This window comes from Cellulosimicrobium sp. BMG9.22, from assembly GCF_059159975.1.
Map to the genome: position 1 here is coordinate 68,655 of NZ_JBZGBY010000020.1, position 19,049 is coordinate 87,703.

Genomic DNA, 19,049 nt, shown 5'->3' on the forward strand with positions numbered 1-19,049 from the left:
TCAGCCGGCCGGGCGCACCTCGAGGAGGTTGCGCCACGGGTCGTCGAAGCGCAGCGTCGCGCCGTCGTCGCGGACCGCCACACCCGCCCGCGCGAGCCGCTCGCGCAGCGCGCCGACGTCGTCGGCCCCGGGCACCGTGATCGCGACCTTCCCGAGGCCGAGCGACGACGCGCGCGGCCCGGCGCCTCGGCTGTTCCACGTGTTCATCGCCATGTGGTGGTGGTACCCGCCCGCGGACACGAAGAGTGCTCCCGGGACGGTCGCGGTCTCCTCGAACCCGAGCGCGTCGACGTAGAACGCGCGAGCCGCGGGCACGTCGCCCACCTGGAGGTGCACGTGGCCCACCACGGCGCCGGCGCCCGGCGCGGTGCCCGCCGCAGTGCCCGCACGGGTTCCTGCCGCACCGACCGTGCGGTCGCCCGCGAGCGCGTCGCGCGACGTGTCGCTCAGGTGGTCGGCGAGGAACGCGTTCGGGTCGAGGTAGACCGTGTCCATGCGCACACCACCCTCGTCCCAGCCCCACGTGTCGCGCGGGCGGTCGGTGTAGAGCTCGACGCCGTTGCCCTCGGGGTCGGTGAAGTAGAACGCCTGGGACACGAGGTGGTCGGCGCTGCCGACGAACGTGCTGGGCGCGGTGGTCGCGACGGCGGCGAGCGCGTGCGCGAGGCCCGGCTCGTCGTCGAACAGGACCGCGGTGTGGAACAGGCCCGCCTCGCGGCGGCCCGGCACCGGCAGGTCGGGCGTGCGGTGCAGCACGACGAGCGGCGTCGCCCCGCGGCCGAGCACGACGGTCTCCGCGAGCCGCGCCCCGGCAGGCAGGGCGAGGGTCTCAGGCGTGGGGAGCACCGCGAGCGACAGCGCGTCGCGGTAGTAGCGCGTCATGAGGTCGAGGTCGCGCACGTGGAGGGTCACCGCGCCCATGCGCGTGTCGGCGGCGAGCAGGTCGCCGACGGGACGGGCGGCCGCACCCGGTCGAGCGAGGCGCTGGATCGCGGGCGACGAGTCGGCCTGGCGGGTCATGTGTTCCTCCGGTGATCGGCTCCACGAACGCGGAACTTCTTAGTTGTACCTTTAACCAGTAGACAGCGACGGGCGGTCGCTCGACGACGCGCCGGCGACGAACCCGGTCGGCGACACCGTTCGCGCCGACCGGGCCGCGGCGCCGTCAGGCCGGGTCGGCGACCCGCACGGCCTCGCGCAGTCCGTCGACGAGCGGGGTCGTCGGCCGGCCCAGGAGTCGGGCGAGGTCACCGGGGGTGTCGGCCAGCAGCCCCGCGCGCGCGTCGGCGTCCAGGTCGACGACGAAGCCCGCCGTGCCCGAGTCCAGGCCGGCGGCGACGAGGACGTCACGGTGCTCGTCGGAGGTCAGGCGCCGGTAGGCCACGGGTCGGCCGAGCACCTCGGCAGCGGCGCGCGCGAGCTCGTCGAAGTCCCACGCGACGTCGCCCGACAGCTCGTACACCGCACCGTCGTGCATGGTGGCGGCACCCTCGGGGGCCCGGTCACCGGTCATCGCGACGATCGCGACGGCCTCCGCGTAGTCCGCGCGGGGTGCGCTCGCGACGCGACCGTCGCCGACGCTGAAGACCAGCTCGCCGGTCTCGCGCGCCCGCTCGACGTCGGGCAGGTAGTTCTCCGTGTACCAGCCGTTGCGCAGGATCGTCGTGGTCAGGCCGGAGGCAGCGAGCATCTCCTCGGTCGCCTTGTGCGCGGGGGCGAGGATCGCTGGCGTGGTGTCGGCGTGCAGGATGCTCGTGTAGAGGACGCGCCCGACACCGGCGGCCTTCGCCGCCTCGATGACGGCACCGTGCTGCCGCACACGCCCGTCCAGGTCGGAGCTGGACACGAGGACGAGGACGTCGACACCGGCGAGCGCGACGTCGAGCGTCTCCGGGCGGTCGTAGTCGGCCTCGCGGACGACCGCACCACGGTCCGCGAGGTCGTCGACCGCACTCGTGGTGCGCGCGAGGGCGACGACGTCGGAGGCCGCTGCCCCGTGGTCCAGAAGGGACTCGACGACGAGGCGGCCGAGGTGGCCGCTGGCTCCGGTGACGGCGATGGTCATGGGTGGACTCCTTCGAGAGCGGGACGTGTCGTGCGACCCGTTCGTCCGGGTCGCGGGAGCGCGCTTCGGCGCCGCTGCCCAGCATGCACTAACTTTTTGATAGTGCCCCCGTGCAGTGCGTGCGATGTATCTCACAGCACGTTCGGAGGGCGCGCGCACTATCCTGACGGCATGACGACGGAACTCGACGCGCGCGACGTCGGCCCGACCGACGAGATGGTCGCCGACGTGTTCCAGCGCAGCTGCACCTCCCGGCACGTGCTGGAGTCCGTGACCGGGCGCTGGGGCGTCCTGGCGGTCGCCGGTCTGCGCGACGGCGCCGTGCGCTTCAACGCGCTGCGACGCCGGATCGACGGCGTGAGCGAGAAGATGCTCGCCCAGACGCTGCAGGCGCTCGAGCGCGACGGCATCGTCGTGCGCGAGGTCCGTACGACCATCCCCCCGCACGTCGAGTACTCCCTCACCGAGCTCGGTGCCCGCGTGGCCGACAGCCTCTCCGCGCTCATCGACGTGCTGGAGGGCGCCGTCGACGAGGTCACCTCGTCCCAGCGCGCGTACGACGCGCGCCACGACGGCGCGTGACCACCTCCGCGGCGGACGTCCCGGACCCGTCGCTCGTCGCGGGACGAACGGTCGGCCTCCTGCTCGCGGCCGGCGCCGGGACGCGGCTCGGTCGTGGCCCGAAGGTGCTGCTCCGGCACCACGGGCGGCCGCTCGTCGAGCACGTCACGGGCGTGCTCCGGGACGGAGGCTGCGACGTCGTCGTGGTCGTCCTCGGGGCGGGCGCGGACCAAGTCCGCACCGAGTCCGCGCTCGACGCTCCCGGCGTGCGGGTCGTCGTCAACGAGGACTGGGCGTCCGGCATGGCCTCGTCCCTGCGCCAGGGCGTCATAGCAGCACTGTCGGAGCGCGCCGCGCGGGTCGTCGTCGCGCACGCGGACCAGCCGGGTGTGCTGCCCGACGACGTCGCGCGCCTCCTCGCCGCCCACCGCCCGGGGCGCGTGGTCGCCTCGCGCTGGACGGCCGCCGTCGAGCACGACGCCGCGGCGGTCTCTCCCGCCGACGCGGGCGAAGAGCCCCGCTGGTCCCACCCGCTCGTCCTCGACGCCTCGCTCGCGACCGCCGCCGTCGCGACCGCGCACGGCGACCACGGCGCCCGCGACTTCCTGCAGGCGCACGCGGACCTCGTCGACGTCGTCGACCACCCCGGCGACGGCCGCGACCTCGACACCGAGGCCGACCTCGACCTCCTCGCCCCACCCGACCGCTGAGTGCATGAAATAGTCGCGTCCGAGCCCGTCCGGCGCGACTATTTCATGCACTCAGCGGGTGGGGGCGGCCTTGATGCCCAGGTACACCCGGTCCCGCGCGAGCGGCAGCTCCGTGAACCGGACGCCCGTCGCGGCCCGGATCGCGTTGGCGAGCGCGGGCGCGACGGGGTTGAACGGGCTCTCGCTCATGGACTTCGCGCCCAGCGGACCGGTGCTGTCCGACGTGCGGGCGAAGTACACCTCGCTCCGCGGGGTGTCCGCGAACGTCGGCAGGTGGTACTGGCGGAAGATGTCGGTCGTGACGCGCCCGGTGTCGTCGATGACCACGTGCTCGTAGAGCGCGGCGCCGAGCGCCTGCGCGATGCCGCCCTCGACCTGGCCGCGGCACTGGCGCGGGTTGACGACCTCGCCGGCGTCGGCGGCCTGGACGGACTGCAGGATGCGGATCTCGCCGGTGCCGCGGTGCACGGCGACGCGGAACCCGTGCACGTTGAACGCGACGGAGCGCGGCGTGCCGCCCCAGCGGCCCTCGGCGCAGAGGTCGATGCCGGCCTCGGCGGCCACGCGCGCGACGTCGGCGAGCGGGACGACGGTCCCGGCGCAGTCGACGCCGCCCGGCACGAGCCGGCAGTCGTCGGCGCCCGTCCCGGCGGACCCGGCCGCGACCTTGAGCACCGCCTCCGCGAGGTCCTGCGCCGCCGCGAGCGACGCCTTGCCCGCGACGACGGTGCCGGTGGACCCGAACGCGCCGGTGTCGTGCTCGAGGAGGTCGGTGTCGGACTGCCGCACGACGACCGCGCCCGCGTCCTGCCCGAGCGCGCTCGCGACGAGCTGGGCGTGGACCGTCGTGGTGCCGTTGCCGAACTCGGCGGTGCCGACCTCCGCCTCGACGACGCCGTCGGCGCGCAGCCGGACGCGCGAGTGGGAGTAGTGCCCGCGGGGCGGCACGGTGTCGATCATCGACAGCGCGACCCCCTCGCCGATCCCCCACTCCTCGCCGAGCCACGGCATCGCAGCGACCGGACCGGCATCCGGGCCGGCGCCGTACGCGGCGACGTCGCGGGCCCGGCCGCGCTCGAGGGCGTCGCGCGCGAGGTCGAGGCACTGGTCGAGGCCGTAGCTGCCGTACAGGACGTCCTGCTCGGGCTCGGGACGCGTCGAGAGCATCGGCTCGCCCTCGAGCACGACGTTGCGGCGCCGCAGCTCGAGCGGGTCCATGCCGAGCTGCCGTGCGAGCTCGTCGACGGCGGACTCGACGGCGAAGATCATCTGCGACAGCCCGTACCCGCGGAACGCGCCGGAGGGCACCGTGTTCGTGTACACGCTGTGCGCGTCGACCTTCTTGTTCTCGCACCGGTACACCGCGAGCGACTCGCCGCACCCGTGGAACATGACGCCGGGCCCGTGATTGCCGTACGCCCCGGTGTTGGTCAGCACGTCGAGCTGCAACGCGGTGAGCGTCCCGTCGCGGCGCGCGCCCGCCCGCACCCGGATACGGAAGGGGTGGCGCGTCGTCGTGCCGACGAACTGCTCCGAGCGCGTGAGCTCGAGCTGCACGGGTCGCCCGAGGCGCAGCGTCGCGAGCGCGACGACGTCCTCGGTGAGCACCTCCTGCTTCCCGCCGAACCCGCCGCCGACGCGCTCGCAGTGCACGCGTACGCGCGCCGGGTCGAGGTCGAGCACGCGCGCGAGGTGGCGACGCGCGAGGAAGGGGACCTGGGTGGACGAGCGCACGACGAGCCGCCCGTCGTCGTCGAGCGAGGCGATGGAGCAGTGCGTCTCGAGCGCGGCGTGCTGCACGCGGTGGGTGCGGTACGTGGCCTCGTGCACGACGTCGGCCTCGGCCAGTCCGCGCTCGACGTCGCCGAGCTCGCTGTGCACCTCGGCGACGACGTTCGCCTCGGGTCGGGACACGCGCGCGGCGGTCGGGTCGAGCTCGGGGTGCACGAGCGGCGCGCCCGGCGCCATCGCCTCCTCCGGGTCGACGACGGCGGGCAGCACCTCGTACTCGACGCGCACCTTGCGCACGCCCTCCTCGGCGGCGGCGACCGTCTCCGCGACGACCGCGGCGACGCGCTGGCCGACGTGACGGACGACGTCGTCGAGGATGCGCGTGTCGTCCGGGTCGTCGGTGATGAGCTCGTGCTGGGCCGTCGAGAAGCGCGTCTCGGGCGCGTCCTGGTGCGTGAGCACCGCGAGGACGCCTGGCACCGCGAGTGCCGCCGTCGTGTCGATCGCGACGACGCGGGCGTGCGCGTGCGGCGACCGGACGAGCTTGAGGTGCGCGAGGCCCGGGTACTCCGCCGGGTCCACGTCGAGCGTGTACCGCACCGTCCCCGTCACGACCCCACGCCCCGCGGGCGCGGGCACGTCGGCCCCGAACGCGCGCCCGGCCGAGGTAGAGGCCTGGTCCGGCGAGGTAGAGCCCTGGTCGCCGCCCGACGCCCGGCGCTCGCCCGTACCGGAGCCGGTCCCGGTCGTGTCGCCCCGGCCGAGGACGGCGTCCTCGATCGCGCGGTAGCCGGTGCAGCGGCACAGGTTGCCCTTGAGGTTGCGGGGCAGGTTCTCGCGCTGCGCGTCGTCGAACGTCGCCGCGGTCATGATCATCCCGGCGGTGCAGAACCCGCACTGGAAGCCCTGGGCGTCGAGGAACTGCTGCTGCACGGGGTGCAGCGCGTCCTGCGGACCGTGCGGCTCGTGGTCGCACGCGCCCTCGCCGTCGCCACCCCGGCACGACGTCGCGGCGAGACCCTGGATCGTCGTCACCGCGTGCCCCGCGGCGCGCCGCGCGGGGTAGACGCACGAGTGCACGGGGACGCCGTCGACGTGCACGGTGCAGGCGCCGCAGTCGCCGGCGTCGCAGCCCTTCTTCACGCCCAGCGCGCCCTGCTCGCGCAGGTAGGTGCGCAGGCACTGGCCGGCACGGGGCACGGTGTCGACGGACCGGCCGTCGACGACGATCGGCGACGACGCGCCCGCGGGACGGGTCGGCGTCGGCGTGGCGGGTGTGGTCGTGGGGGGCGTGGTCATCGAGGGCCTCCGTCCGCGATGCCGTCGACGAGCTCCGCGCGGATCTCCTCGGCGAGGCGATAGGTCATGTCCCGGCGCCACTGCGGCAGGCCGTGGATGTCGTCGTGGTACAGGTCGAACGGGATCGCGGCGTCGAGCGCCGCGACGAGGTCCGCCGCGGTCGGCAGGTCGTCCGCGGCGAACCGGAGCTGCACGGGGCGGCGCGTCGAGGCGGTGACGGTGAGGACGAGGGCTCCCCTGGCGTCGGACTCTGCGTCGGGCGGGTCGACGCGCCCGATCAGCAGCACGCCCGAGCGCCCGAGGTTCGTCAGCGACAGGCGACGGAACGCGGTGCGCGACCGCAGCACGTGGTCCGGAACCCGGATCGCCCGCAGGAGCTCACCGGGAGCGAGGGTGTTGCGCAGCTCGCCCGTGACGAGCTCGGCGACGGGCTGCGTCCGGCGCGTGCCGCCGGGCCCCCAGACCTCGGCGACGCCGTCGAGCGCGGCGGTGAGGGAGATCATCGGCCCGGCCGGCAGCGACGTGCAGACGTTCCCGCCGACCGTCGACGTGTTCCAGATCTTGAAGGACGCGACGAAGGAGTCGCAGCACGGGCGCACGAGGTCGAGCGCCGTCCAGCGCTCGCGCGCGGCGACGCCGGGCGCCGTCTCCTCGAACCTCCACAGCTCCGCGACGGTGCACGTCGCCGCGATCTCCAGGCCGTCGTCGGTCACGGTGAGAGCGGGCCAGCCCGCGCTCGTGACGTCGAGCAGTCGCCGCAGCGTCTGGCTGCCGTAGGAGAACAGGACGGTCCCGCCCGCGAGCCACGCGTCGCCCTCGCGCCAGTCGGCGGGGTCGGCCGTCGGGACGAGGTCGGTGACGGTGCTCAGGTCCATCAGAGGGCCTCCTCGGGAGTGACGGGGACGGGCGCGGGGGCAGGGGTGGGAGCGCCGTGCAGCGGGCCGTCGGTGCTGCTCAGCGGGACGACGGCGGCCCGGCCGTGGCGGGTCGCGACCAGCTCGGCGGTGATCGAGACCGCGACCTCCTCGGGCGTGACGGCCCCGAGGTCGAGCCCGATGGGCGAGCGCAGGCGTGCGAGCGACGCGTCCGAGACGCCCTCCGCTCGCAGCGTCGCCACGCGCTGGGCGTGCGAGCGGCGCGAGCCCATCGCCCCGACGTACGCGAGCGGCAGGTCGAGCGCGAGGCGCAGGAGCGGCACGTCGAACTTGGCGTCGTGCGTGAGGACGGCGACGGCGGTACGGGCGTCGACGCGCCCGGCGCCCGCCTCGCCCGCGAGGTAGCGGTCGGGCCACTCGACGACGACGTCGTCCGCCTCAGGGAAGCGACGCGCGTCCGCGAAGACCTCGCGGGCGTCGACCAGCGTCACGCGGTAGCCGAGGAGCCGCACGCTGCGCAGGAGCGCACCGGCGAAGTCGTTCCCGCCGAACACCAGGAACCGCGGAGCGGGCAGGCGGGTCTCGACGAGCAGCGTCACGGGCTCCGTGGCCTCGTCGTCGCACGCCGCGCCTGGACGGCCCGCGATCGCGTCGCCCGCGCGCGGTGCCGTCGCATCGTCACGGCTCGACCCGCCGGCGGACCTCACGGTTCTCGCCGCACCGGGCGCGCCGTGCGCCGCGTGCACGGTGGCCGTTCCGCCGGCGCGCAGCACGGCGACGACCTGCGCGGCAGCGGCGTCCAGGGGGCCGCGCCCGACCAGGTCGCGCAGCGCGACCGCGACCGAGCGCTCGTCCGCGGCGCGCGGGTCCATGAGGACCGCCGTCGGTCGTGCGCCGTCGATCCGTCGCACGAGCGCCGCCGTCGCGCCTGCTGCTCCCCGCCCCGCAGGCGTCTCGCCCGCCCCACGCCCGGCCGGAGCCCCGACGCTGGTGGGCGCTCCGTCGTCGGGCGGGGACGCGAACACGGCGAGGGCGCGTGCAGCGGCGTCCCCGGGGAAGACGGGCTGGACGTGCACCTCCAGCGTGCCGCCGCAGCTCAGGCCGACGGCGAACGCGTCGTCGTCGCTGTAGCCGAACGTCTCGCGGTGGCACGCGCCGGACGTGATCGCGTCGAGCGCGGCGGCGTGCACCGCGCCCTCGACGCACCCGCCGGACAGGCTACCGACGACGGCGCCGTCCGCGCGCACGGCCATCGCGGTGCCGACCGGTCGCGGCACGGAGCCGGACGCCGCGACCACGGTCGCGACGGCGAACGGGGGCCGCCCCGGGCCGAGCCACGGGGCGATCTGGTCGACGATGTGGAGCATCGTGGATCTCGCTTCCGCCAGGGTGCCGGCGAACCGGCGTCCTTCCAGTGAACCCTTGCGGTGAGTCCCCTGCGTGTCCGGATCCGCGTCGGCTGTGACGCGCCGGAAACACAGGGCTTGAATCCGCCTGTGGACTGCTCATGAGACTTCGCTCAACTCTTCCGCTTCACGGAATCGAGGTTCCGCGAAGTGGAGTCCACGCTAGCACGCGGTAACGCGCGCGTCACGGGACGTGTCTACGATCGGTGGCATGACCGCCGTCTCCCTCGGGATGCCCAGGCCGCGCCCGGCCGCGCCCGGTGCTTTCGCCGCCGTCTCCTTCGAGGGCCGGCCGGAGACCGACGCGCTGGTCGACCGGTACGGCCGCGTGGCACGCGACCTGCGCATCTCGATCACCGAGAAGTGCTCGCTGCGCTGCACGTACTGCATGCCGGCCGAGGGTCTGCCGGCCATCGCGCGCGAGAATCTGCTGACGCCCGACGAGATCGGCCGGGTGGTGCGCGTCGCCGTCGGTCGGCTCGGCATCACGGACGTCCGGTTCACGGGGGGCGAGCCGCTCATGCGACGCGACCTGGAGGACATCCTGCGCGCCGCACGTGCCGCGGCGCCCGACGTCTCGCTCTCCATGACCACCAACGCGATCGGCCTGGACAAGCGCGTCCAGGGGCTGGTCGCCGCCGGGCTCGACCGCGTGAACATCTCGCTGGACTCGGTCGACCGCGTCGACTTCGCGCGCCTCACGCGGCGGGACCGCCTCGCGGACGTCCAGGCGGGCATCCGTGCGGCGCTCGCGGCGGGCCTCGCCCCGGTCAAGCTCAACGCGGTCCTCATGCCAGAGACGCTCGCGGGCGCAGCGGAGCTGCTCGCGTGGGCCGTCGATCACGGCTGCCACCTGCGGTTCATCGAGCAGATGCCGCTCGACGCGGACGGGCACTGGACGCGCGGCGACCTCGTGTCGGCACAGGACCTGCTGCGCGTGCTCGGGGACCGGTTCGACCTGCTCGAGGTCGGCCGGGACGACCCGTCGGCGCCCGCCGAGGAGTGGCTCGTCGACGGCGGCCCCCAGACCGTCGGCATCATCGCGTCGGTCACGCGGTCGTTCTGCGGGGCGTGCGACCGCACGCGCCTCACCGCCGAGGGGACTGTGCGCTCGTGCCTCTTCGGCGACGACGAGACCGACCTGCGCGCGATCCTGCGCTCGACGGACCTCACCGACGACGAGCGCGACGACGCCGTCGCGCGCGCGTGGCAGGGCGCCATGTGGCGCAAGCCGCTCGCCCACGGCAGCGACACCCCGACGCTCGCCGCCGACGCGTTCGCCCCGACGTCGCGCAGCATGGGCGCGATCGGCGGCTGATCGGGCAGGCAGCCCAGCGATCGACCGACGGGCCGCTCGTCGGCGGCGCCGGTCGGCGCTCAGCCGTGGGCGGGTGGCCTGCGCGTCGGGTCGAGCGGCACGGCGTCCGCTCCGGCCTCGCGCCTGCGTCCGCTCAGGCGGATCACGTCCCGGGCGAGGTAGAGGTACGACTCCGGCGGGTCCGACATGACGACGTCGTTGTCGCCGTAGAGGCGCTGCACGATGTCGACGGCCTGCTGAGGGTCGGTGATCCCGAGATGCTCGAAGAGCAGCACGAGGTCGTCCCAGTCTCGTCCTGGCCGGGCAGCGACCATCTTCATCGCGAGGAGGTGCTCCGGAGACGCCACCGAGATCGACAGCCCGGGGACGTCGAGCGCGACGGCGTCCGGGTCGTCCTCGTCGGGGAGGAAGGCGGCCGCACTCGAGTTGATCCAGCCGGCGCTGAGTCCGTGCCGTGCGGCGACCTCCGCGGCCGCTGAACGAACGTCCCGGCGGGCGGAGCGGAACATCGCGTCGACGTCCTCGGTCAGTCGCCGCGTGTCGAGAGTCAGAGCGATGGCCGCTCCCCCGACGAGATAGAGGTCGGCGTGCAGCCCGTCCCGGTGCAGCTCCGCGCCGAGCTCCGTCAGCAGACCGAGAAGCTGCTGCCGGGTCAGGGTCTGACCGTGGCTCATGCCGTCGCGAAGTTCTGCTCGTCGAACCAGATGCCTACCCGCTTGAAGTCGATCGGCGTACGGGCGACGGTTCTCGCAGCGAGCGATCCTTCCTGGGCGGGCCACCACCACGCGGGCAACGTCGGCTTGCGACTCCACCGCGGCGGCGTGCGGCCGAGTCGGCGACACATGAACTGCACGCTCGCCGCGAGCAAGGTGTCCCACCTCTGGTCGCCGATGCTGCGCGGCTCCGCGAGCATCTCGTCCAGCCGGTCGATCTGGGCGACCATGGGCGCGCGGTTGATGCCGTCCAGGAGCAGGCGCAACGCCATCGAGTCGTCACCCCTGTCCAGCTCCGCCGTGACGTTCGCCGCGATCTCGTCCGCCGTCCGCCAGGACCTGACCCTCTCCCGCCTCGCGGCATCGACCGACTCCGCGTGCTCGAACGCACCGAGGACGGCCCGCGTGTACGGGTTGCGCAGGTTGGGAACGAGCAGGTGCCTTCGCCCGTCGACGCGCGCCGTCAGCATTCCGGCGCCGACGAGCCGGTTCGTCTCTCGTGAGACCGTGGAGACCGGCGCGCCGATGTGCCGCGCGATGTCGGACGCTGTCCGCGGGCGCGAGTCCTCGAAGACCTCACGCAGGACGCGCTCCTGCAGGTCGCTGCGGAAGATCGGGGTCGAGGCCATACACCCCATGCTATCTCCAACTTTGCTGGAAAAACCTTGTTGCTCCGATCGGGACCGCCCGTCCGTACCTCGGCGAACTCACTCGTGCGGCACCCGTGATGTCGTGCACGTCATAGGGTGAAGCCGGTCACCGTGACGCGTTCTCCCAGGTCAGGCGAAACGCCGCTCTCTACCATGGAGTCCGTGACGACGATCTCCCCCGCGCCGACGAACCGGCCGACGACCAGCAACCCCGAGACCACCGACAACAGCACCTCCGCCCTGCCGATCTACCGCCAGGACGAGCACTCGCAGAGCTGGAAGGCCGGGACGAAGAGCGTCCTGGGCGTGGCGATCGGCGCGATCGTGGGGACCGTCGTCCTCAGCTGGTTCGGCCTCGTCCTCGGTGCGGCCGTGGGCCTCGGTGTCGGGATGCTGCTCGACAACCGCCCGGCGCGCTGACGCATTCTCGTCCGGGCTACAGCCCGACCCACTCCGAGACCCCGTCGGTGAAGTGCTGTCGCTTCCAGATCGGCACCTCGGCCTTGATGCGCTCGACGAGCAGCGAGCAGGCCTCGAACGCCTCGCGGCGGTGGCCCGCGGCCGCCGCCGCGACGAGGGCGACGTCGCCGACGACCAGCGTCCCGTAGCGGTGCACCGCGGCGACGCGCAGGCCCGTCTCGGCCGCGACGGTGTCGACGCACCGGCGCAGCACGGCCGTCGCGTCGGGGTGCGCCTCGTAGTCGAGCCCGGTCACGCCGCGGTCGTCGTCGACGTCGCGCACGACGCCGCGAAACGTCACCACCGCCCCGCACTCCGGCCCGCCGACGGCGTCCTCCACGGCACGCGACAGGGCGTCGTCGAGCACGTCCGTCGTCACCCGGCTCACGTCCGCGCCCTCGCGCGCAGGTCCGCTCACAGCTCCCACACCTCCACCTCGTCCCCCGCCGCCAGGGCGTTCGCGTGCAGCGGTACGTCGATCAGCACGTCGGCGCGTGCCATCGTCACGACGAGGTGCGAGCCCGGACCGCCGACGGGCCGGACCGTGCTTCCCTCCCGCGCGCCGCGCAGCAGCTGGCGGCGGCCGGGAGGCGAGCTCACCGGCTCGGCGAGCACGGCGCGGGCCCTCGGCACGGGCGGCAGTCCCCCGGCCCGGCGCAGCGCGTCACGGACCAGCACGACGAAGGACACTTGCGCGCTGACCGGGTTGCCCGGGAACGCGACGAGCGGGGTGCCCGCGTACGTCCCCCAGCCCTGCGGGCCGCCCGGCTGCATCGCCACGCCGCGGAACCTGACCCCGTGGGCGGAGAGCAGGTCCTTCACGACCTCGTAGGCGCCCTGGCTCACTCCCCCGGACGTGAGGACGAGGTCGGCGCACGCGGCGGCGTCGGCCAGGACACGTTCGAGAGCCCCGGGCTCGTCGCTCGTGCGCTCGCGGCGCACGACGACGCCCCCGGCGAGCGCGACGGCGGCCGCGAGCGCCGGCGCGTTGGTGTCGTAGACCTGCCCGGGGCCGAGCGGGTCGCCGGGGCGGGCGAGCTCCGCGCCCGTCGACACGACGGCGACGCGGGGCCGAGCCCACACCTCGACCTCGCCGACGCCGACGGCCGCGCACGCCGCGACGCGCGCTGGCGTGAGGAGGGCGCCGCGCGGCACGACCAGGGCGCCGGCCTGCACGTCGTCCCCGGCCTCGCGGACGTACGCGCCGCAGGCCACCACGGCCTCGAACCGGACCTGCGCGGGTCGCTCCGCGGGGTCGAACGCCCCGACGGACGTGCGCTCGACCGGGACCACGGCGTCGGCGCCGGCCGGGACCGGGGCGCCGGTCATGATGCGCGCGGCGTGCCCGAGCACGAGCGGCGGCACGTCCCGGGCGCCCGCCGGCACCTCACCGCGGACCGGGAGCGTCGCCCCGGGCCCGACGTCGTCGGCTCGCACCGCGAACCCGTCCATCTGCGCGTTGCGGAACGCCGGCACGGGGACCTGTGCGATGACGTCGGCGGCCAGGACCCTGCCCGCGGCGGCGTCCAGCGCGACCGTCTCGCGGCGGGCGAGCCCGGCGAGCAGGGCCTCCACGTCGGCGCGGTGCTCGTCGAGCGAGATGGGCATGGGGACACGGTAGCCGCCGGAGCGCGACGCCCCGGCATCGTCGCCGCATCGTCTCGCAGATCCGTCGTCAGGTAGTCGTCAGGTCCTCGGCACGGTCGGACCACCCTGCAGTCCGTCGTCGCGCGGCACACTGGAGGGACACCGTGGGAGACCGTCCGCACCGGTCCCCGACCACGCCACAGGAGCCGTGATGTCTCGCACCGCCCGCACCCTGACCACCGTCGCGCTCGCCGCGACGCTCGCCGTGACCGTCGGCGCGTGCGGGGCGGCGCAGGACGCGCCTCCCACGCCGTCGGCGTCGGAGCCTGCCGCCGAGGAGCCCGCGGAGCCCGCGGAGAGCCCCACCGAGAGCACGCCGGAGGCGACCGCGACGGAGACCGAGAGCGCCGACGCGGCGCCCGTTCCAGTCCCGGAGATCCTGCAGGTCTCCGGGGCGACGCTCGACGGGTCGGAGCTCGACCTCGCCTCCCTCGCGGGCGAGCCGGTCGTCCTGTGGTTCTGGGCCCCGTGGTGCAGCATCTGCCGCGGTGAGGCGCCGGCCGTCGCCGAGATCGCGGCCGGGCTCGACGGCGAGGTGACCTTCGTCGGCGTCCCCGGCCTCGGCGAGGTGGACGCGATGCAGGGCTTCGTCGCCGACACGGGGACGAACGGGTTCCCGCACCTCGTCGACGGCGACGGGTCGGTGTGGAACCACTTCGGCGTCGTATCGCAGCCCTCGTACGTCTTCGTCGCGCCCGACGGCTCGTGGGAGGGCGTCGCCGGGGCGATGGGTCACGACCAGCTCTCCGACGCGGCGTCGCAGCTCGCGCAGGGCTGAGGCGTGGACCCGGTCCTCCTCTCCGTCGCGCTCGTCGCCGGCGCGGTCGCGGCGTTCAACCCGTGCGGCTTCGCGCTGCTGCCCGCCTACCTGACGCTCCTCGTCGCGACGCCCCCGCCGGACGGCGACGCGAGCACGGCGGGGGCGGTCCGGCGCGGGGCGTTCTTCAGCCTCGCCATGACCACCGGCTTCGTGCTCGTCTTCGCCGTGATCGGCGCGGCCCTGTCGACGGTCGCCGTCGGCATCGAGCGCTGGCTGCCCGTCGTGACGATCGTCGTGGGAATCGGCCTGGTCGCGCTCGGCGTGTGGCTCCTCGCCGGGCACAGCCTGGGCATCGGCCTGCTCGGACGCTACGGGCGCGCCCCGAAGCGCTCGTGGTGGTCGCAGGTGGGCTACGGCGTGACCTTCGCGCTGGCGTCGCTCAGCTGCACGATCGCCCCGTTCCTCGCCGTGACTGCCGGCGCCATGAGCTCGGGCGGCGTGGCGGGAGCGCTCACGGTGTACGTGGTCTACGCGCTCGGCATGGGTGCCGTCGTGGGGGTGCTCTCCCTCGCGGCGGCGACCGCGTCCGCCGGCCTCGTCGGCTGGCTGCGGCGCGCGGCCCCGACGGTCTACCGCGTGTCGGGGCTGCTGCTGCTCGTCGCCGGCGCGTACGTCGCGTGGTACGGCTGGTACGAGGTGCGGGTGCTGTCCGGCGGGGCCACGGGTGACCCGGTCGTGGACACCGCGGTGCGGTTCCAGTCCGCGCTGGTGAACGCGGTGGCCTCGGCAGGCGCGGGTGCGACGGTGGCGGTGCTCCTCGGTCTGCTCGGCGTCGTCGCCGTCGCGACCTGGCTCGTGCGCCGCCGCAGGATCGCCGAGCGCGACGCCGCGGCCGTGCGCGAGCAGGGGTGACCGGACGGGACGTCCGGCCACCCCCGGCCCACCCTCGCGTCAGCCGCCGACCACGGCGGTCAGCGGTCCGCGCACGAAGTACACGACGAACCCGGCCGCCACCACCCACAGCAGCGGGTGGACGTCGCGCGCCCTGCCGCACGCGAACTGCAGCAGGACCCAGGTGACGAACCCGATGCCGATGCCGTTGGCGATCGAGTAGGTGAGGGGCATCGTCACGATCGTGAGGAAGACCGGCAGCGCGACGGCGAAGTCGCCGAGGTCGATCTCCTTGATCTCGCGCATCATCATCGCGCCCACGACGACGAGCACGGCGCTCGCGACCTCGATGGGCACGACCGCGGTGAGCGGCGTGAGGAACATCGCGACGAGGAACAGCCCGCCGGTCACGACGGACGCGAGCCCGGTCCGGGCACCTTCCCCCACGCCCGCCGCCGAGTCGACGAACACCGTGTTCGACGACGACGACGTCGCGCCGCCGACGACCGCGCCCACCCCCTCGACGACGAGCGCCGACTTGATCCGCGGGAAGTTCCCGTCGGCGTCGGCGAGACCGCCCTGCTTGGCGAGCCCCGTCATCGTGCCCATCGCGTCGAAGAAGTTCGTGAAGAACAGGGTGAACACGAGCATCGTGGCCGCGAGCGCCCCGATCCGGTCGAACGCGCCGAACGAGAGCTGCCCGAAGAGGCTGAGGTCCGGGACCGAGACGAGCGAGCTCGGCAGCGCCGGCACGGTGAGGTGCCAGCCGCCGGGGTTGTCGTCCGAGGCAGGCCCGAGCTGAAGCACGGACTCGGCGACGATCGCGACGACGGTCGTCGCGACGAGCCCGATGAGCAGGCCGCCCTTCACCTTGCGTGCGACGAGGATCCCCATGGTCAGCAGACCGACGACGAACACGAGCGTCGGGACCGAGGTGATCGAGCCACCGTCGCCGAGCTGCACCGGCGGGCCGCCCGGGGTCCGGGTGACGAAACCGGCGTCGACGAACCCGATGAACGCGATGAACAGGCCGATGCCGACGGTGATCGCGGCCTTGAGCTCGCGCGGCACGGCGTTGAAGATCGCCGACCGCGCGCCCGTCACGGCGAGCAGCACGATGAGGAGGCCGTTGATCAGGACGAGGCCCATCGCCTCTGGCCACGTGACGTCGCCGATGACGGCGACGGCGAGGAAGGAGTTGATGCCCAGCCCGGCGGCGAGCGCGAACGGGAGGTTCGCGACGAGACCGAACAGGATGGTCAGCGCGCCCGCCGCGAGGCCGGTCATCGCGCCGACCTGGGCGGTGGCGAGCCAGCCGCCCGCGACGTCAGTGGGGGCGTTCTCCGCGCTCGTGCCGCCGAGGATGAGGGGATTGAGGATGACGATGTACGCCATCGCGAAGAAGGTCACCAGGCCGCCGCGGAGCTCGCGCCCCGTGGTCGAGCCGCGTTCGGTGATCCGGAAGTAGCGGTCGAGCCGGTTCGGGGCCGGCGTCGTGCCGCGGGGGTCGTCGTTCTCGGCGGTGTCCCGCCGCATGCCGAGGAGGGTCACGTCCTTGTGTCCTTTCGGTGCTGGATCGTCGGTACGGACCGGCGCGGGCCGGTCAGTACTCGATCCGGGACTCGAGGACGCGCCAGGCGTCGAACGGCGCGGTCGCGGTCGCGGTGCGCTCGTGCACGACGCGCATGGCGCGGTCGGCCGGGTCACCTTCGAAGAAGTCGTAGAAGGCGGCGTCGTCGAAGCCGGCGTGCGCGGCGTCGTGGCGGTCGGCAGCGAAGTACACGGCGTCCACGCGCGCCCACAGGGACGACGCGAGGCACATCGGGCACGGCTCGCAGCTCGAGTAGAGCGTCGCGCCGGTGAGGTCGAACGTGCCGAGCGCGGCGCACGCGCGCCGGATCGCGGTGACCTCGGCGTGCGCGGTCGGGTCGTTGTCCTGCGTGACCCGGTTGTTGCCCTCGAAGATCTGCCCCTCGGCGGTGACGATCACGGCGCCGAAGGGTCCTCCGGCGTTCGCGACGCTGTCGACCGCGAGGGCGACGGCTCGGTCCAGGTGTGCTGCGTCCACGGCAAGAGTGTCCATGGTGAGTCTCCACGGTTCGGGCAGCGACCCGGTGGATCCGACCGGTGGACCGGCTCGACGTCGAGGCCGGGGCGGGCGGCGGGCGCTGCAGGCGAGTGTTCTTGTCCGCCTGGTTGGTAGCTGCCGGTGTCGGATCGATCGCGTCGACCACCGAGCTCTCGCTCGGCCCGGGCCCGCCGTTGGCACGCACGACGCTAACAGCGCGTGACGGAGGACACAAGGCTTTCGGAAGAACTTTTCCACGATACGGACCAGATGGCCTGACGCCGCCACACGTGGCTCGTGGGGTTTGCGGAAGCATCCCGCGCCCGCGAGAGTTGTCACCCGGCGAGGCCCGACGTCGGCGAGCGCAACAGTGTCGTCCCGGCGGATCCTGCGCCGACGGCGTCTCCCCGACCCGACCCACCCCGGAGGTGCCGTGACCGACCCCGTCGCGCCGTCGTCGTTCCCGATCGCGCGCGTCCCTTCGCGCCCCGGTCCCCCGCTGCGGTTCCAGCTCCGTCCCGTCGCGCCGTCGCTGCGCTCGTTCCTCGCGACCGAGGCAGGCGGCGCGATGCTGCTGCTGGCCGCGACCGTCGTCGCGCTCGTGTGGGCCAACTCCGCGTGGTCGGGCGCGTACGACGCGCTGTGGTCGGCGACCGCGGGCTGGCACATCGGGCTATGGACGTTCGAGATGGACCTGCACCACTGGGTCAACGACGCCGCGATGGCGGTCTTCTTCCTCGTCATCGGCCTCGAGATCAACCGCGAGGTCACGACGGGCGAGCTGCGCAACCGCCGGACCGTCGCCGTCCCCGCGCTCGGTGCGCTGGGCGGTCTCGCGGTGCCCGCGCTCGTCTACCTCGCCTTCAACGCCGGGTCGCCCGCGCAGCACGGGTGGGGCGTCGTCATGTCGACCGACACCGCCTTCCTCGTCGGCATCCTCGCACTGTTCGGGCCGCGCTGCCCCGACCAGCTCCGGCTCTTCCTCCTCACGCTCGCCGTCGTCGACGACATCGGCGCCATCGCCGTCATGGCCGTGTTCTACACCGACGACCTCTGGCTCCCCGGGCTGGTCGTCGCCGCCGTCCTCGTGGCCGTGTTCCTCGCGCTGCGCTGGCTCGGTGTCTGGCGCCTGACGCCGTACGTGCTCGTCGGCGTCGCGCTGTGGGGCGCGGTCTACGCGTCGGGCGTCCACGCGACGCTCGCGGGCGTGCTCGTCGGGCTGCTGATCCCCTCGCGCTCGTCGCGGCCCGCGGACGTCGCCGTCGTGCCGAAGTACGCCAAGCGCCTCGCCCAGGAGACGACGGCGGAGCGCGAGCACCTCACCGAGCTCGCCGCGCGCGCGGCCGTCCCCACGAGCGAGCGCCTGCAACGCGTGCTGCACCCGTGGAGCGCGTACGTCGTCGTGCCCGTGTTCGGCCTCGCGAACGCGGGCGTGCGGCTCGACGCCGAGTCGCTGCGCGTCGCCGCGACCTCGCCCGTGACCATCGGCGTCGCCGTCGCTCTCGTCGCCGGGAACGCGATCGGCATCTTCGGCGCCTCGGCCCTCGCCCTGCGCCTCGGGCTGGGTGACCTCCCGGGCAGGGTCCGCTTCTCGCACCTGCTGGGCGGCGCCATCCTCGCGGGCATCGGCTTCACCATCTCGCTGTTCATCGCCGAGCTCGCGTTCGACGACGAGTCGCTCGTTGAGCAGGCGAAGATCGGAATCCTCGCCGGGTCGCTCGTCGCCGCCGTCCTCGGCTCCCTCGCCCTCCGTCTCTTCGGCGAACACTGGCCCCTCTGCTCCCCCGGCGCCGCCGGTCCCCCGCCCGGGCTCCCACCCCTCCCCTGGCGCCCGCCGACCCCCGCCTGACGCGTTGTCGCGCACCTGGGCGCGCGGTCGTGGTCGGGTCCGCGCGC

18 protein-coding genes are annotated in these 19,049 nt (G+C 74.1%); 7 read left to right on the top strand and 11 right to left on the bottom strand.

Features of this window, described 5'->3' with window-relative positions:
- Together AC4H2H_RS13880 and AC4H2H_RS13885 are read right to left on the bottom strand one after the other, a co-directional pair.
- Nucleotides 1-921: a VOC family protein gene (locus AC4H2H_RS13880; RefSeq protein ID WP_494371418.1), complete on the bottom strand. Its 921-nt coding sequence runs from the start codon at nt 919-921 to the stop codon at nt 1-3.
- 244 nt (nt 922-1,165) lie between these two features.
- A complete protein-coding gene (locus tag AC4H2H_RS13885; RefSeq protein ID WP_494371399.1) occupies nt 1,166-2,065 on the bottom strand; it encodes an SDR family oxidoreductase in 900 nt (299 codons plus the stop codon).
- Between the two features lie 171 nt (nt 2,066-2,236).
- On the opposite strand from AC4H2H_RS13885, the gene AC4H2H_RS13890 reads away from it, so the two are divergent.
- Both AC4H2H_RS13890 and AC4H2H_RS13895 read left to right on the top strand, forming a co-directional pair.
- On the top strand, nt 2,237-2,647 hold the full coding sequence (locus tag AC4H2H_RS13890; RefSeq protein ID WP_494371400.1) for a winged helix-turn-helix transcriptional regulator: 411 nt from the start codon (nt 2,237-2,239) through the stop codon (nt 2,645-2,647).
- Nucleotides 2,644-3,336, top strand: a complete 693-nt coding sequence (locus tag AC4H2H_RS13895) for a nucleotidyltransferase family protein (protein WP_494371401.1) — start codon at nt 2,644-2,646, stop codon at nt 3,334-3,336. Before AC4H2H_RS13890 ends, AC4H2H_RS13895 begins: the two co-directional genes overlap by 4 nt.
- A gap of 51 nt (nt 3,337-3,387) precedes the next feature.
- Here the strand turns inward: AC4H2H_RS13895 and AC4H2H_RS13900 are convergent, their stop codons facing one another.
- The 3 genes from AC4H2H_RS13900 to AC4H2H_RS13910 are packed head-to-tail and all read right to left on the bottom strand — an operon-like array spanning nt 3,388 to nt 8,608.
- Complete coding sequence (locus AC4H2H_RS13900) at nt 3,388-6,366, bottom strand: molybdopterin-dependent oxidoreductase (protein ID WP_494371402.1); 2,979 nt, start codon at nt 6,364-6,366, stop codon at nt 3,388-3,390.
- Complete coding sequence (locus AC4H2H_RS13905; protein ID WP_494371403.1) at nt 6,363-7,241, bottom strand: FAD binding domain-containing protein; 879 nt, start codon at nt 7,239-7,241, stop codon at nt 6,363-6,365. The genes AC4H2H_RS13900 and AC4H2H_RS13905 overlap by 4 nt, the downstream gene beginning before the upstream one ends.
- Nucleotides 7,241-8,608 carry an XdhC family protein gene (locus AC4H2H_RS13910; RefSeq protein ID WP_494371404.1) on the bottom strand — a complete coding sequence of 456 codons (1,368 nt, stop codon included), beginning with the start codon at nt 8,606-8,608 and terminating at the stop codon, nt 7,241-7,243. The genes AC4H2H_RS13905 and AC4H2H_RS13910 overlap by 1 nt, the downstream gene beginning before the upstream one ends.
- A 250-nt stretch (nt 8,609-8,858) precedes the next feature.
- Between AC4H2H_RS13910 and moaA the strand changes: the two genes are divergently transcribed.
- Nucleotides 8,859-9,965 carry a GTP 3',8-cyclase MoaA gene (moaA, locus tag AC4H2H_RS13915; RefSeq protein WP_494371405.1) on the top strand — a complete coding sequence of 369 codons (1,107 nt, stop codon included), beginning with the start codon at nt 8,859-8,861 and terminating at the stop codon, nt 9,963-9,965.
- 59 nt (nt 9,966-10,024) lie between these two features.
- Here the strand turns inward: moaA and AC4H2H_RS13920 are convergent, their stop codons facing one another.
- A complete protein-coding gene (locus AC4H2H_RS13920; RefSeq protein WP_494371406.1) occupies nt 10,025-10,639 on the bottom strand; it encodes a DUF6036 family nucleotidyltransferase in 615 nt (204 codons plus the stop codon).
- Complete coding sequence (locus AC4H2H_RS13925) at nt 10,636-11,307, bottom strand: helix-turn-helix domain-containing protein (RefSeq protein WP_494371407.1); 672 nt, start codon at nt 11,305-11,307, stop codon at nt 10,636-10,638. Before AC4H2H_RS13925 ends, AC4H2H_RS13920 begins: the two co-directional genes overlap by 4 nt.
- Before the next feature lie 183 nt (nt 11,308-11,490).
- Between AC4H2H_RS13925 and AC4H2H_RS13930 the strand changes: the two genes are divergently transcribed.
- Nucleotides 11,491-11,748 carry a hypothetical protein gene (locus tag AC4H2H_RS13930; RefSeq protein ID WP_494371408.1) on the top strand — a complete coding sequence of 86 codons (258 nt, stop codon included), beginning with the start codon at nt 11,491-11,493 and terminating at the stop codon, nt 11,746-11,748.
- Between the two features lie 16 nt (nt 11,749-11,764).
- On the opposite strand, the gene AC4H2H_RS13935 is transcribed toward AC4H2H_RS13930, so the two are convergent.
- Together AC4H2H_RS13935 and AC4H2H_RS13940 are read right to left on the bottom strand one after the other, a co-directional pair.
- Nucleotides 11,765-12,205 (bottom strand): molybdenum cofactor biosynthesis protein MoaE, encoded by a 441-nt coding sequence (locus AC4H2H_RS13935; RefSeq protein ID WP_494371409.1) that lies wholly within the window; start codon nt 12,203-12,205, stop codon nt 11,765-11,767.
- Nucleotides 12,202-13,395, bottom strand: coding sequence for a molybdopterin molybdotransferase MoeA (locus AC4H2H_RS13940; RefSeq protein ID WP_494371410.1), 1,194 nt, complete (start codon nt 13,393-13,395; stop codon nt 12,202-12,204). The genes AC4H2H_RS13935 and AC4H2H_RS13940 overlap by 4 nt, the downstream gene beginning before the upstream one ends.
- Nucleotides 13,396-13,585: 190 nt before the next feature.
- Here AC4H2H_RS13940 and AC4H2H_RS13945 point away from each other — a divergent pair, with 190 nt between their 5' ends.
- Both AC4H2H_RS13945 and AC4H2H_RS13950 read left to right on the top strand, forming a co-directional pair.
- Nucleotides 13,586-14,212 (top strand): redoxin domain-containing protein, encoded by a 627-nt coding sequence (locus AC4H2H_RS13945; protein ID WP_494371411.1) that lies wholly within the window; start codon nt 13,586-13,588, stop codon nt 14,210-14,212.
- Between the two features lie 3 nt (nt 14,213-14,215).
- The gene (locus AC4H2H_RS13950) at nt 14,216-15,106 is read left to right on the top strand and encodes a cytochrome c biogenesis CcdA family protein (RefSeq protein ID WP_494371412.1); all 891 of its coding nucleotides are present in this window, start codon (nt 14,216-14,218) and stop codon (nt 15,104-15,106) included.
- Between the two features lie 39 nt (nt 15,107-15,145).
- Here AC4H2H_RS13950 and AC4H2H_RS13955 read toward each other — a convergent pair whose 3' ends face one another.
- Together AC4H2H_RS13955 and AC4H2H_RS13960 are read right to left on the bottom strand one after the other, a co-directional pair.
- Nucleotides 15,146-16,621, bottom strand: a complete 1,476-nt coding sequence (locus AC4H2H_RS13955; protein ID WP_494371419.1) for an NCS2 family permease — start codon at nt 16,619-16,621, stop codon at nt 15,146-15,148.
- 67 nt (nt 16,622-16,688) lie between these two features.
- Nucleotides 16,689-17,168 (bottom strand): nucleoside deaminase, encoded by a 480-nt coding sequence (locus AC4H2H_RS13960; protein ID WP_494371413.1) that lies wholly within the window; start codon nt 17,166-17,168, stop codon nt 16,689-16,691.
- 418 nt (nt 17,169-17,586) lie between these two features.
- Between AC4H2H_RS13960 and nhaA the strand changes: the two genes are divergently transcribed.
- Entirely contained in the window at nt 17,587-19,002 is a 1,416-nt protein-coding gene (gene nhaA / locus AC4H2H_RS13965) for a Na+/H+ antiporter NhaA (RefSeq protein ID WP_494371414.1), read from the top strand.
- The last annotated feature ends 47 nt before the right edge of the window (nt 19,003-19,049 follow it).